Annotated in this window: 15 protein-coding genes; 9 read left to right on the top strand and 6 right to left on the bottom strand. The window is 72.2% G+C overall.

All coding sequences use genetic code 11. From position 1 onward, the window contains the following. Positions 1-157 precede the first annotated feature (157 nt). Positions 158-841, top strand: coding sequence for a glycerophosphodiester phosphodiesterase (locus IF28_RS0105340; protein WP_030214642.1), 684 nt, complete (start codon positions 158-160; stop codon positions 839-841). Positions 842-845: 4 nt separating this feature from the next. Here IF28_RS0105340 and IF28_RS0105335 read toward each other — a convergent pair whose 3' ends face one another. Beyond that, entirely contained in the window at positions 846-1,388 is a 543-nt protein-coding gene (locus IF28_RS0105335) for a GNAT family N-acetyltransferase (protein WP_030214638.1), read from the bottom strand. Between the two features lie 82 nt (positions 1,389-1,470). Between IF28_RS0105335 and IF28_RS0105330 the strand changes: the two genes are divergently transcribed. After that, positions 1,471-1,875 (top strand): VOC family protein, encoded by a 405-nt coding sequence (locus IF28_RS0105330; RefSeq protein WP_030214634.1) that lies wholly within the window; start codon positions 1,471-1,473, stop codon positions 1,873-1,875. A 20-nt stretch (positions 1,876-1,895) separates the two neighbouring features. Here the strand turns inward: IF28_RS0105330 and IF28_RS0105325 are convergent, their stop codons facing one another. Together IF28_RS0105325 and IF28_RS0105320 are read right to left on the bottom strand one after the other, a co-directional pair. Next, entirely contained in the window at positions 1,896-2,474 is a 579-nt protein-coding gene (locus IF28_RS0105325; protein ID WP_030214631.1) for a MarR family winged helix-turn-helix transcriptional regulator, read from the bottom strand. Further along, a complete protein-coding gene (locus tag IF28_RS0105320) occupies positions 2,471-4,141 on the bottom strand; it encodes an FUSC family protein (protein WP_030214628.1) in 1,671 nt (556 codons plus the stop codon). The genes IF28_RS0105325 and IF28_RS0105320 overlap by 4 nt, the downstream gene beginning before the upstream one ends. A 158-nt stretch (positions 4,142-4,299) precedes the next feature. Between IF28_RS0105320 and IF28_RS0105315 the strand changes: the two genes are divergently transcribed. From IF28_RS0105315 to IF28_RS0105300, 4 genes are all read left to right on the top strand, one after another. Further along, positions 4,300-4,854 (top strand): DUF5134 domain-containing protein, encoded by a 555-nt coding sequence (locus IF28_RS0105315; RefSeq protein WP_030214625.1) that lies wholly within the window; start codon positions 4,300-4,302, stop codon positions 4,852-4,854. Between the two features lie 74 nt (positions 4,855-4,928). Next, positions 4,929-5,855 carry a M56 family metallopeptidase gene (locus tag IF28_RS0105310; RefSeq protein ID WP_030214621.1) on the top strand — a complete coding sequence of 309 codons (927 nt, stop codon included), beginning with the start codon at positions 4,929-4,931 and terminating at the stop codon, positions 5,853-5,855. A 215-nt stretch (positions 5,856-6,070) separates the two neighbouring features. Further along, a complete protein-coding gene (locus IF28_RS0105305) occupies positions 6,071-6,832 on the top strand; it encodes a phosphatase PAP2 family protein (RefSeq protein ID WP_078620852.1) in 762 nt (253 codons plus the stop codon). 39 nt (positions 6,833-6,871) lie between these two features. Then, positions 6,872-7,546 carry a TetR/AcrR family transcriptional regulator gene (locus IF28_RS0105300; protein WP_030214616.1) on the top strand — a complete coding sequence of 225 codons (675 nt, stop codon included), beginning with the start codon at positions 6,872-6,874 and terminating at the stop codon, positions 7,544-7,546. On the opposite strand, the gene IF28_RS0105295 is transcribed toward IF28_RS0105300, so the two are convergent. Beyond that, entirely contained in the window at positions 7,534-9,036 is a 1,503-nt protein-coding gene (locus IF28_RS0105295; RefSeq protein ID WP_030214614.1) for an LVIVD repeat-containing protein, read from the bottom strand. The two genes, IF28_RS0105300 and IF28_RS0105295, sit on opposite strands and share 13 nt — an antisense overlap. A 211-nt stretch (positions 9,037-9,247) precedes the next feature. Between IF28_RS0105295 and IF28_RS0105290 the strand changes: the two genes are divergently transcribed. Next, a complete protein-coding gene (locus tag IF28_RS0105290) occupies positions 9,248-9,910 on the top strand; it encodes a DUF305 domain-containing protein (RefSeq protein WP_030214612.1) in 663 nt (220 codons plus the stop codon). Positions 9,911-9,965: 55 nt separating this feature from the next. On the opposite strand, the gene IF28_RS0105285 is transcribed toward IF28_RS0105290, so the two are convergent. Both IF28_RS0105285 and IF28_RS0105280 read right to left on the bottom strand, forming a co-directional pair. Continuing rightward, positions 9,966-10,433, bottom strand: a complete 468-nt coding sequence (locus IF28_RS0105285; protein ID WP_030214610.1) for a DUF6214 family protein — start codon at positions 10,431-10,433, stop codon at positions 9,966-9,968. 180 nt (positions 10,434-10,613) lie between these two features. Beyond that, positions 10,614-10,985 carry an ArsR/SmtB family transcription factor gene (locus IF28_RS0105280; protein WP_030214608.1) on the bottom strand — a complete coding sequence of 124 codons (372 nt, stop codon included), beginning with the start codon at positions 10,983-10,985 and terminating at the stop codon, positions 10,614-10,616. 110 nt (positions 10,986-11,095) lie between these two features. Between IF28_RS0105280 and IF28_RS0105275 the strand changes: the two genes are divergently transcribed. Then, positions 11,096-12,175 (top strand): NADH:flavin oxidoreductase/NADH oxidase, encoded by a 1,080-nt coding sequence (locus IF28_RS0105275; protein WP_037892610.1) that lies wholly within the window; start codon positions 11,096-11,098, stop codon positions 12,173-12,175. A gap of 241 nt (positions 12,176-12,416) precedes the next feature. Next, a complete protein-coding gene (locus tag IF28_RS0105270) occupies positions 12,417-13,214 on the top strand; it encodes a pectate lyase (RefSeq protein ID WP_030214603.1) in 798 nt (265 codons plus the stop codon). Positions 13,215-13,227 lie beyond the last annotated feature (13 nt).

Genomic DNA, 13,227 nt, shown 5'->3' with positions numbered 1-13,227 from the left:
CCCCGGTTCTCGCCGCATTTTTTCCTGCCGGACACCCGGGTGGGCGACAGTGCCCGCGATCGAGGTTCAGCCTCTGGACGCGGCGGGCACAGGCGATACGGTCCAGGAGGGCCGTAGGGACGGCCCCCCGCCGCCGTCGACGGAAGCGAGTCGCACCTTGAACTTCCTCACCATCGGTCACCGCGGAATCATGGGTGTCGAACCCGAGAACACCCTCCGTTCCTTCGTCGCCGCCCAGGAGTCGGGCCTCGACGTCATCGAACTCGACCTCCATCTGAGCAAGGACGGCGCACTCGTCGTCATGCACGACGCCGAGGTGGACCGCACCACCGACGGCACGGGCGCGATCGCCGACAGGACGCTCGCCGAGCTGCGTGCCCTGGACGCCGGACGGGGCGAGCGGATTCCCGTCTTCGAGGAGGTGCTCGACGCCGTACGGGCGCCTCTGCAGGCCGAGATCAAGGACGTCCAGGCGGCCCGTGCGCTGGCCGGGGTGATGAACGCGCGGGATCTGACCGACCGGGTCGAAGTGTCCTCGTTCCACGACGAGGCGATCACGGAGATCGCCCGTCTGGTGCCCGGCGTCCGTACGGCACTCGTGGCGAGCCGCTACGGCACGGACGTCGTGGAGCGGGCGGTCACGGCCGGGGCGGGGGCCGTCTGTCTCAACATCCGCCGGCTCACCCTGGAGATCGTCGAGCAGGCGCGGAAGGCCGAGCTGAGGATCTTCGGCTGGGTGGTGAACACCCAGGACCACCTCCGGCTGGTGCGCGCCCTGGGACTCGACGGCGCCACCACCGACTATCCGGAGATCAAGCGCACCGGCCGCTTCACGGCGTGAGGCGTCAGACCAGTTCCTTCACCAGCAGCTCGAACTCCAGGTCGTCCCGCTGCGGGATGCCGAAGCGCTCGTCGCCGTACGGGAAGGGTGTCGTCCGGCCCGTACGGCGGTAGCCGCGCCGTTCGTACCAGGCGATCAGATCGTCGCGCACGGAGATCACCGTCATGTGCATCTCGCTCACACCCCAGTCCGCGCGGGCCCGACGTTCCGCCTCTGCGATGATCGTCCTGCCCAGTCCCGCGCCCTGGAGGGCGGGGCTGACCGAGAACATCCCGAAGTAGGCGTGTGCGCCGCGGTGTTCGAGCTGGCAGCAGGCGACGACGCGACCGTCCCGCTCGACCGTGAGCAGCCGGCTGTCCGGGGACTCGATGACCTCCAGCACACCCTCCGGGTCGGTCCGCTGCCCCTCGAGGATGTCCGCCTCGGTGGTCCACCCGGCCCTGCTGGCATCGCCCCGGTACGCCGACTGGATCAGCGCGACGAGGACGTCCACATCGGCGTCGGTCGCGTCGCGGAAGGTCAGCGCGGTGTCGGTGGCGGAATCCATGGGCACGTCTCCGGTTCTCCTGGGCGCCTTCCGGCGTGGCTCGGGCGGGATCGAGGGTAACCCGGCCACTACGCTCGGCCGCATGGTGCATGTACTGAGCAGCCGCATCCTGCTCCGCCCCACCGACCCCGACCGTTCCCGCGCCTTCTACGGGGAGCGGCTGGGCCTGGCCGTCCACCGCGAGTTCGGCACCGGCCCGGAGCGCGGCACCGTCTACTTCCTCGGCGGCGGATTCCTGGAGCTCTCGGGCCGCGCGGGCTCCTCGTCGGCGGCGCCCTCGTCCCCGGACGTACGGCTGTGGCTCCAGGTCGAGGACATCGCGGTCACGCACGAGGAGCTGGCGGGCAAGGGCGTCGACATCGTCCGTCCGCCGCTGCTGGAGCCGTGGGGGCTGCTCGAGATGTGGATCGCCGACCCGGACGGCACGCCGATCGTGCTGGTGGAGATCCCGGAGCAGCACCCGCTCCGGTACCGGCCGGGCATCTAGGGCCCGGGGGCACGCCCGGCTCAGGCCCGCAGGGCGCCCAGGCGTCCTTCCAGCTGGCCGAGGAGTTCGCCGAGCAGAGCGGCGAGCTCGCCGAGTTCCGTGCTGTCCAGACCGGACAGTACGGCGGTCTCGTAGGCGAGCTGCGCGGGCAGGATGCCGTCGACCAGGTCGCGTCCGGAGTCGGTGAGGCGGACATGGGCGACCCTGCGGTCGCGGGTGTCGCCGCGCCGTTCGACCAGTCCGCGCTCGCTGAGCTGCTTGAGGCGTTTGGTGACGGCGGCCCCCGAGGAGAAGGTCTCGCGGGCCAGCTCGCTCGGGGTGAGCTCATGACCGGTGCGGCGCAGCGCGCCCAGCAGGTCGAACTCCGGACGGGTCAGGCCGGCACGGCGCAGCGGGGCGTCCTCCGCCTGCTGCAGGAGGGCGGCGCAGCGGTTGATGCGGCCGATGACCTCCATGGGTCCGGTGTCGAGGCCGGGGTGGACGGCTCGCCACTGCCGGACGACGGCGGCGACGGTGTCGCCCCGTGGGCCGTCGGGCGACTCCCCGTCCGCCGCCGGTCCGCCGCCGTCGGCCGCCGCTGGTCCTTCGGTCGCCGTCATGGCCGTACGTCCTCCGTGTTCGTGCTCGCGCCGGGGTCCGGGAGCAGCCCCTGGCGTCGTACCGTCGCCGCGAGCGTACGGTGTCCGGTCTGCTCGGCGAGCACGACCCGCTCCTGGGCCGGCGCACGGTGCCACCACTCGCCGGACGCGGCGTCTGCGGTGGCCCTCAGGTCGACCAGGGCGGCCGCGAGGTCACGGCGGGCGGCGTCCAGGACGGCGGGGGCGGGCCGGGGCCCGGCGAGGAGGCGGGCGGCGTGTTCGCGCGCGCGGTCGGCCGTGACGAGGGCCCGTTCCACGCGGTCGCCCGCCCGCCGGTTGGTGACGGCCACGGCGGCGGCGAAGCCGACCACGGCGCCGACGAGGGTGTCCACCGCGCGGTCGGTGATCAGTTCACCGGGCCGCTGGTATCCGGCGAACTCGGTGACGAGCAGCGCCAGCGGGGTCACGCAGACGCTGCCGAGCCAGTAGTTGCGGCCGATGAGCGCCTCGGCGCCGAAGTTGAACAGCAGGCAGCAGAGCACGAGGGCGAGCGGGCCGAGGTGGGCGACGGGGACGACTGCGGCGAAGAGCAGCACGCCGGCGAGGTTGCCGACGACCCGCTGGACGGCCCGGCTCCAGGTGAGGGTGATGTTGACCTGGTAGAGCGAGGCGGCGGTGACCAGGGCCCAGTAGGGGCGGCCGACACCGAGGGCGAGGGAGACGTAGCCGGCGAGGGCACAGCCGAGCGCGGTGCGTACGGCGATGGGCGTGAGCGGGCCGAGCCTGGTCCACAGGGGCCGGGTCGGGGTGGCTCGCTCGGTGGCGACGCCGAGAAGTTCGGCGGCGTCCGCGCGGGGGTCGTCGGTGGGCGGGACGGCTCCGGTGCCGCGCAGGGCGCGCGCCCAGGCGCGCAGCCGTACGGGGTCGGCGTCGGCGGGCGCGGCGAGGGCGACCTCGGCACGGACCACGAGCCGTTCGAGGGCGCGGCGGGTCGCGGAGGGCCGGTCGCCGGCGGAGAGGAGGGACTGCCACGCGGTGTGTACGGCGGCGTACGCGGCCGTGCGCTCACCGGTGCCGCCCGCGCGGGCGTACGCGGCGGCGGCGTTGAGGGCGCGGGCGGTGGCGCGGCGTTCGGGGCCGTGCGGCCGCAGCGGTGCGGGCGCCATGCCCACGAGGTAGGCCCAGGCGCCGGCCGCGGTGGCGAGGGCGAGGTGGCCGGGGACCTGGCCGGGGGTCTGGGGCACGAACAGCGCGGCGGAGCTGACGAAGGTGAGGATCACGTGGCCGGGCGGGCCGATGCGGGTGGCGTCGCACAGCGCCTTCTGCACGGCGGCCAGTACGGCGCCGACGGTGACCAGGACCACGGCGTTCGTGGTGAGGGAGGCGGTGACCAGGGCCGCGGCGAGGCCGCCGAGCATGCCGAGCACCACCCACGCGAGCGCCCTGGCCCGGGCGGCGTACGGAAGGTTGTGGGCGTAGAGGGCGCACAGGGAGCCCGCCATGGTGTACATCGCGAGGTCCAGGCGGCCGAGCGCCACCAGGAGCAGGCTGGGCGGTGCGACCGCGGCGACCACGCTGAGGGCGGGCTTGAACCAGATGTCGGAGGGCCGCCCGAGGCGCAGCGGGGCGGCGAGCGGGAGGCGCCGGGCGGGCCGTGGGGCGGTAGGGGTGGGGGTCGCACTGCTCATGAAGAACAAGGTTAACAGGTGTTTTACCTGTGAAATATATGGCCCGCCCGGCCGCGCTCCCCGCACGCTCCCTTCTCACTCCCGTGCGCCCGGGTGTCCGCGGCCGGGACCGGGCATGCCATGGACGACCGTCCGGCGGGGCGAGGGGGAGGTTCGGGGTGCACGGACCGGCGTCGTCCGGCTGGCTGCTGGTCGCGCTCTGCGCGGCGACCGGCGCCTACTGTCTGCTGCGCATGCGCAGCCATGTGGTGGAGCAGCGCCGCGCCGCGGGCGGCGAGGCGCTCATGGGCTTCGGCATGGCCGTGATGGCCGTGCCGGCGGCGGTGCTCACACCACCCGGCTGGGCCTGGCCGGCCCTCGCGGTGGTGTTCGGCGCGGCGGGGCTGCACGCGCTGTGGACGGCCCGCGGCGGGGCGCGGCATCTGCACCATCTGATGGGTGCCGGGGCGATGGTGTACATGGCGGTGACCATGGCCGCCACGGGGCGGGGTGGCGCCCACGGGCACGGCGGGGCCGGCGTACCCCTGCTCACCGGGGCGCTGTTGCTCTACTTCACGGCGTACGTGCTCGCCACCGGCGTACGGCTGGTGCCCGGGGCCTCCGCGACGGGGGGCGCGGGTGCCGCTGCCGGCTGGGGCGACCGGCCGGAGCTGGCGCGGGCCTGCCGGCTGTCCATGGGGATCGCGATGGTGGCGATGCTGCTGACGCTGTGAGGGCGGACCGTTGCCTGCGTCACTTCGGCGCCGGTGACCGTGTTCCGGACGGCCCGCGCTCATAGGCTGCGGACATGATCCTCCCCGCGGCCCTGCTGATGCTCGGTGTCCTGACCGCCGTCCTGGGTCCCCGGCTGCTGGCCCGGGCCGACTGGCCGGACCGTGAACCGGTGGTGGCGCTGTGGGCGTGGCAGTGCGTGATCGCGGCGGTGCTGCTGTGCTGCGCGCTCTCGATGACGTTCAGCGCGGCGGCCGCCTGGCGGGCGGTGGGTGGCCGGGTGTTCGCCACCGCGCCCCGTGCGGTCGTGGAGGCGTACACGCTCGGCACGGCCGGGCTCCTGGCGCAGACCACCGCGGTGACGCTGGCGTCCGGCGGGCTGTGGAGCGCGGCGATGCTGGTCCGCGAGGTCGTACGGGCCCGCGCCCGGCGCCGGGCACGCCGGGCCGAACTGCGGGTGCGGGCGCCGCTGTTGCCCGGGGAGCAGGCGAACTCCGAGCGGCTCGTGGTCCTGGAGGGTGAGCGGCCCGACGCCTGGTGGCTGCCCGGCACCCCGCCCCGGCTGGTCGTCACCACGGCCGCGCTGCGCCGGCTGAAGGGCAGACAGCTGGACGCCGTCCTCGCCCATGAGCGGGGGCACGCGCAGGCCCGGCACGACTGGCTGCGGCACTGTTCCTCGGCGCTGGCGGGCGGTTTCCCGCAGGTGCCGGTGTTCGCGGCGTTCCGCGACGAGATGCACCGGCTGGTCGAACTCGCCGCCGACGACATGGCGTCCCGCCGCTTCGGCCGGCTGACCACGGCACTGGCGCTGGTGGAACTCAACGAGGACCGCGGGGTCTTCACCACCCCCGGAACCCACGTCCCGGCCCGCGTCCACCGCCTCCTCACCCCCGAGAACCGCCTCACCCCGGCCCACCGGCTACGCCTCACGGCGGTGGCGTCCCTGATCCCGACGATCCCCGTCCTGATCGCCGTCACCCCGGGCTTGAGAGCCCTCGGCTGAACAACCACGACGGCCTGCCCCCGACCACACCCTCCGCCCTCCGCGGGCAACCGCGGCCGCACGCCCCGCCGGCCGCGGGCAGTCGTGCCGCTGCGGGGGACGGCGCGCGACGGCACCCCGCAGGCGCCGGGCAGCGCGGCCCGCCTCCGGTCCACACCGACGCCGAGCGCCGCGGACACTGGCCCCGCACACACCCGTTCCGCGAGGATCGACCCATGCACACCCCCCACACCGACTCCCCGCCCGAACCCCCGAGGCAGCGCCGCACACCCCATCTCCCCACCAGCCTCCTCGCCCTGTGCTCGGCCCTCCTGCTCACGCTCGTCGGCATCGAATGGCGCCCCCTGCTCGACCTGGACGCGGGCATCGCCCGCACCACCCACCGCTGGGCGGTCGAGGAGCCGGCGCTCACCCAGACGTCCCGCATCCTGACGGACTGGATCTGGGACCCCTGGACGATGCGGATCCTCTGCGGGGCGACGGCCGTCCTGCTGCTCCGCCGCTACGCGGACGGCTGGACGGCACTCTGGCTGCTTCTGACCGTCGCCGTCGGCACAGCCGTTCAACAGGGCCTCAAGGCCGCCCTGGACCGCGCCCGCCCGACCTGGCCCGACCCGGTGGACTCCGCGCACTACGCCGCGTTCCCGTCCGGGCACGCCATGACCGCGACGGTCGTCTGCGGCCTGCTGCTGTGGCTGCTGCACCGTCACGGAGCGCCCCGCGTCCTGTGGCGTACGGCGCTGGCGGTGGCGGTCGTCTCCGTGGCCGGCGTGGGCCTCACCCGGGTCTGGCTGGGCGTCCACTGGCCCACGGACGTCCTGGGCGGCTGGCTGCTGGGCGCCCTGCTGGTGCTGGCGGCGGTGGAGTTCCACAGGCGCCGCTGCCCGGCCACCGCTCATCTCGGACGATCCCCCGCGTCGCCCGAGATGAACGGCACCCCGAAGAGGCCCGCCAGGGGGCCTCGCCGGACGCGTTGAGTATAGTTGGCTGCCAGCCAGTCAACGCAGGAGTCCAGCATGTCCCCGCGCAGCGCCCTGGTCAATGAAGAGTTGCGGAGGCGTTCGAAGGAGCGGCTCCTGCACGCCGCGGTCGAGCTGGTCGGCGAGCACGGGTACGAGGCGACGACGCTGGGCGACATAGCCGACCGGGCCGGTTCCGCGCGGGGCCTGGTCTCGTACTACTTCCCGGGGAAGCGCCAGCTCCTTCAGTCCGCCGTGCACCGGCTGATGCACCGCACCCTGGAGGAGGCCCTGGAGCGGGAACCGCACACCGAGGACGGCCGGGAGCGGATGGCACGGGCGATCGACGCGATCCTGGGTCTGGCGCGGGACCGGCCGGTGCTGATGCGCCAGCACATGGCCGGACTGCTGCAGGCCGAGGGCTTCCTGCCCTGCCCCGAACAGCGGCGCCTGGCGGAACTGCTGCGCGACACCGTCGCCCGGCACGGCTCGGACGACGTCGACGCGGACTACCCGATGCTGCGCGCCCTGCTGATGGGCGCCGTGTACGCGGCCCTGATGCCGGGCGCGCCCATGCCGGTCCCCGTACTGCGGGCGGAGCTGTTCAAGCGCTACCGGCTCGACTGGGAGGCGGGTGTCCCGCCGGACACCGAGGTGCCCGGCGGGACGTGCGGAGCGGACCTGGCCCGGTTCTTCTCGACCGGGCCGCAGCCGGACGCTCAGTCGAAGTAGTCCGGCTGGGTCTGTGTGTTGAGCTCCCGCAGGTGGACCCAGCGGGCCGGGTCCGTACGCCGGTCGTCGATCTTCAGGACGTCGAAGCCCTTGGCGATGTCGTTCGAGTAGATGTAGCCGTTGTAGTAGTACGCCGACCAGGAGCCCCCGGTGACGAGGTCCTCGGTGGAGAGCGGACCGCGCTCGAAGTAGGCGATCTCCTTCGGCTTCGAGGAGTTGGTGAAGTCCCACACGGAGACGCCGCCCTGGTACCAGGCCTGGACCATCAGGTCCTTGCCCTTGACCGGGATCAGCGAGCCGTTGTGGGCGACGCAGTTCTCGGTGTCCGCCTGGTGACGGGGGATCTTGAAGTAGCTGCGGAAGACCAGCTCGCGCTTGTCGCCCTTGCCGACGATGTCGTAGATGCCGTCCGCGCCGCGGTCCGGGCCGACCTCCGCGTTGCAGGTGGCGGCGCCGCCGCCGCCGAGCTCGTCGGTGAAGACGACCTTGTTCGCCTTCTGGTTGAAGGTCGCCGAGTGCCAGAACGCGAAGTTGACGTTGTCCTGCACCCGGTCGATCACCCGCGGACGCTCCGGGTCCTTGATGGAGAACAGGATGCCGTCGCCCATGCAGGCACCGGCGGCCAGGTCCTTCGAGGGCAGCACGGTGATGTCGTGGCAGCCGGTGGTCTTGGAGACACCCGGGTTGGTGGGTCCGCCGGGGTTGCCGCCGCCGTCGGGACCCTCACCCGGGAACAGCACCGGGAAGCCGACGAGCGCCGCCTTGTGCGGGGCCTTGCGCGGCACCTTGATGACGGAGATGCCGTCGTGCGGCGGCTGGCAGTCCGGGTAGGCCGCGTTCGGCGAGTACGAGGAGACGTAGATGTAGACGTTCTTGCGCTCGGGCACCAGCGTGTGGGTGTGCGAACCGCAGGCGGTCTCGACGGCGGCGACGTAGCGCGGGTTGCGCTTGTCGCTGATGTCGAAGACCTTCATGCCCTCCCACGAGGACTTCTCGGTCGCCGGCTGTGTGGTGCTGTTGCAACTGTCGTCACTGCGCGAGGAGTCGGTGGACAGGAACAGCAGATCGCCGGAGACGGAGATGTCGTTCTGCGAGCCGGGGCACAGCACCTGGGCCACCGTCTTCGGCGCCTTCGGGTTGCTGATGTCGAAGATGCGGAACCCGTCGTAGTTGCCGGCGAAGGCGTAGCGTCCCTGGAAGGCCAGGTCCGAGTTGGTGCCGGACAGCACGTCCTTGGGGATGTGCGCCACATGCCGGATGTTGTCGGAGTGGACGACCTCGTCCTGTGCGGGTATCTCGCCGCTCTCGATGGCGCGGCGCGCCTCGGCCTGGTCGCTGCGGGAAACCTCCTTCTCGGCGGCGGGCGAGTCCCCGGGGTCGGGGATCGCCGCGGCCGGCGCGGCGGTGAGCAGCGCGGCCAGCAGGCCGCCGGCCGCCGCCGCGACTCCCAGGCGTCTGCGCCGATTTCGGGAAACGCTCAACAGGATCACTGTTTTTCCTCCCTGGTTCCGTTCGCGTCGGAACGGTTTTCGCTCCGGCAGTATCGTCTTCGGCATGCACATACCAACAGAGGGCAACACACTTGCAATGAAGTTTTTCGATCACTGACGTGCGGAAGCGTGCTAGGACGGTCGTCGACACTCACGAGGTGTCATGTGCCCCAGCCCCGACGGGGGTTGCCGCCAGTCACAGGAGGTCCTTGTGCACTACCGCCGTGCGTCACGCGTGTCCGTCGTCGCGGCCGGGCTGACCGCCCTGGCCGTACTCGGGCTCGTGGGCTGCGACTCGGACACCGACGGCGCCGATCGGGCTGCCGGGAGCGGGCCTTCGGTCATCGCGCCGGGCGGGCCCGGGGAGGCCAACCGGACCCTGTCGGCCGAGGAGGCCCAGCGGCAGCGCGCGGAGGACGACTCCCCCAACTCCGCGGACGTGACGTACGCGCGGATGATGATCGAGCACCACGCGCAGGCCCTCGAGATGACCGAACTGGCTCCGGACCGCGCCGAGTCGAAGAAGATCGTCAAGCTGGCGGAGCGCATCGCGGCCGCGCAGGGGCCCGAGATCAAGGCGATGAAGGCGTGGCTGAAGAGCCACGGCAGGACGGAGCGGGACGACGGGCACGCACACGACCACGCGACGATGCCGGGGATGGCCACGCAGGCCCAGCTGAAGCAGTTGAGCGCGGCCGACGGCGCGGCGTTCGACCAGCTCTTCCTCACCCTGATGATCACTCATCACCAGGGGGCGATCACCATGTCCACCGAGGTGAAGGGGGAGGGCAACAACCTCGTGATGGAGGAGATGGCGGACGACGTCGTCGCCCAGCAGACCAGCGAGATCAGCCGGATGCGCAACCTGATGTGACGGCACGCCCGCACCCGGCGATCCGCAGCCAGGCCGCCGGCCCCGGCCGGCCGGCTCAGCGCCGGGCGTGCCGCGCGGGCAGCAGGCCCGCGTCGCGCGTCCGGCCGATGAGCCTGAGCGCGCCGCGCCGGCTGTATCCCGTCTCGTCCATCACCGCGAGAACGGGATCGGCTCCCTTCTCCTGCGCCGTGCGGTACGCCCGTGCCACGAGCCCCCGCTCGAGAGGGCCCGTCGCCGGCGCGGGCCGCTGCCGGTGCGCCCCCGTGCCGGCGTCGTCCCCGGCGTCCGGCTCGGTCTCGGCACCGCAGGCCTGTGCCAGCGGTCCCTCGATCCAGTCGGCGAACAGGGCCAGGTCCTCCAGTGCCAGCGCGGGCCGCGCCCGTACGTCCTCGACGCACACCCAGCCCTCGCACACCGTCACCAGCGCGTCGATCCGGGCTCCGTCGGCGAAGGCCAGCCGCACATGGAGCCACCGCGTCGCACGCTCCCCCTCCCGCACCTCCCACGCGGGCCACACGGACACCGCTCCCTCCGCCGGAGAGCGATCGCAAAGATGAAGGAAAGATGCCTCAAGCACACACGCAACGTAACCGTGTGATCAGTTTCCTCCCGCAGAACACGCACCCGGGACGGCGGACGGCACCCTGTCAGCGGAGCGTGCACAGCCCCGGCGGCTCACCGGACGCCCGGCGACCGGATGACGTCACCGCACGCCGTGGCGGGCCTCCTGGCGGGCGGCCGCCGCGAGGAGGGCGTCGAGGAGGCCGGGGAAGAGGCCGTCCAGGTCCGTGCGGCGGAGGCCGTTCATCTTGGCGGTGCCCTCGTAGGTCTGCCGGATCACGCCGCTCTCCCGCAGCACCCGGAAGTGGTGCGTGGTGGTGGACTTGGTGACCGGCAGGTCGAAGTGGGAGCAGGACAGTTCGACGCCCTCGGCCGCGAGCCGGCGCACGATCCGCAGCCGAACGGGGTCGGAGAGCGCGTGCAGCACGCCTTCCAGCCGGATCTCCTCGCACACCGGGTGCGGCAGAGCGCGGCTGCTGGGGGCGGAGGAGGCGGTCGTCACGGTGGCTCGCATTCGGTCCGGGAACCTTCATCGTACGAGAGTCGTCGTAGTTTGACATCCCCCGTATTACGATGCTTATCGTACGAGCCTACCAATCCCGGTCCCGCCGAATGGAGCCCACCGTGAGCACGCTGTTCGAGCCGTACACCCTGCGCGATGTGACCGTGCCCAACCGGGTCTGGATGGCTCCGATGTGCCAGTACTCGGCGGCACCCGAGGGCCCTGACACCGGCGCGCCCAACGACTGGCACTTCGCGCACTACGCCGCCCGCGCGGCCGGCGGCACCGGCCTGATCGTCGTCGAGGCCACCGGCGTGTCGCCGGAGGGCCGGATCTCGCCGTACGACCTCGGGATCTGGAACGACACCCAGGTCGAGGCCTTCCGCCGGATCACCCGCTTCCTGACCGCACAGGGCACCGTCCCCGCCATCCAGCTCGCCCACGCGGGACGCAAGGCGTCGACCGAGCGCACCTGGAAGGGCGGCGCGCCGGTCGGCCCCGACGGTCACGGCTGGCAGCCGATGGCCCCGAGCCCGGTCGCCTTCGACGAGCGTCACCCGGTGCCGGACGAGCTGTCCGCCGAGGAGATCCGGAACATCGTCGGACAGTTCCGCGCGGCCGCACGGCGGGCGCTCGCCGCCGGGTTCGAGATCGCCGAGGTGCACGGCGCCCACGGTTATCTGATCAACGAGTTCCTCTCCCCGCACTCCAACCGCCGCACCGACGCCTACGGCGGTTCGTACGAGAACCGGACGCGGTTCGCGCTCGAGGTGGTCGACGCCGTGCGCGAGGAGTGGCCGGACGACAAGCCGCTGTTCTTCCGGATCTCGGCCACGGACTGGCTGGAGGATGCGGGCTGGACCCCGGACGACACCGTCCGCTTCGCCTCCGACCTGCACGCCCACGGCGTCGACCTGCTCGACGTCTCCACCGGCGGCAACGCCGCCGGCGTCCGCATCCCGACCGGCCCCGGCTACCAGGTCCGCTTCGCCACGCGCGTGCGCGACGAGACGGCGCTGCCGGTCGCGGCCGTGGGGATGATCACCGACGCCGAGCAGGCGGAGAAGATCGTGGCCAACGGCGAGGCGGATGCGGTGTTCCTCGGCCGCGAGCTGCTCCGCAACCCCTCGTGGGCCCGGCACGCGGCCCGCGAGCTGGGCGGCGAGGTCCATGTACCGGACCCGTACCACCGCTCCGTCTGAGCCCGTCACCGTCCGTCGCCCACGCCGGTGGCCCGGGGTGCCCCTCGCACCCCGGGCCGCCGGCGTCCGCGTTTCCTGGCCGAATGTGACCCACGCGAGCCGTTGACTAGAAAGCGCTTACCCCATACGTTTCCCGTTCAGCAGCGTGACCGGTTCGCGGATTCGAACCACGCGCCGCACAGTTCCACGAACGTCGTTCACGTACATGCTCGTACCCCCACACCACGACAGAAGGAACGACATGACTTCCGCGAAACGACCACGCGCTCGCGCACTGACGGGCGCACTCGCCACCCTGGGACTCTCGGTTGGCATGGTCATGACTACCGGCGCGTCCCCGGCGAGCGCCGCCACCTGGCCCACCGCCAACGGCAGCCAGGGCGTCTCCTCCACCATCTCCGTGTCCGGCACCAAGGACTACGCGATGAAGCGCCTCTACGGCACCGGCGACCTGGGCTCCGGCAGCCAGGACGAGGACCAGGGCCCGATCCTGGAACTGGCGGACGGCGCGGTCCTGAAGAACGTCATCCTGGGCGCCCCCGCGGCCGACGGCGTGCACTGCAAGGGCTCCTGCACGCTGCAGAACGTCTGGTGGGAGGACGTCGGCGAGGACGCCGCCACCTTCAAGGGCAAGTCGTCCGGGTCGGTGTACACCGTCAGCGGCGGCGGCGCCAAGGAAGCCAGCGACAAGGTGTTCCAGTTCAACGGCGCCGGCACGCTGAACGTGTCGAACTTCGCGGTCAAGAACTTCGGCACCTTCGTCCGCTCCTGCGGCAACTGCTCCACGCAGTACAAGCGGACGATCAACCTCAACACCATCGAGGTGAACTGGAAGGGCGGCAGGATCGCCGGCATCAACACCAACTACGGCGACAGCGCGACCCTGCGGAACATCACGATCATCGGGGACGGCAGCAAGAAGATCATCCCGTGCCAGAAGTACATCGGCAACGACGACGGTGACGAGCCGAGCAGCAACGGCTCGGGCCCCGACAGCTCGTACTGCAAGTACGCGTCGTCGGACATCACCTACCGGTAGCCCCCCACGGGTG

The sequence above is a fragment of the Streptomyces sp. NRRL WC-3626 genome, assembly GCF_000718785.1.
Lineage (GTDB): Bacteria > Actinomycetota > Actinomycetes > Streptomycetales > Streptomycetaceae > Streptomyces > Streptomyces edwardsiae.
The sequence above is the reverse complement of the archived record's forward strand: the minus strand, read 5'-3'. Positions and strand labels throughout refer to the sequence as shown.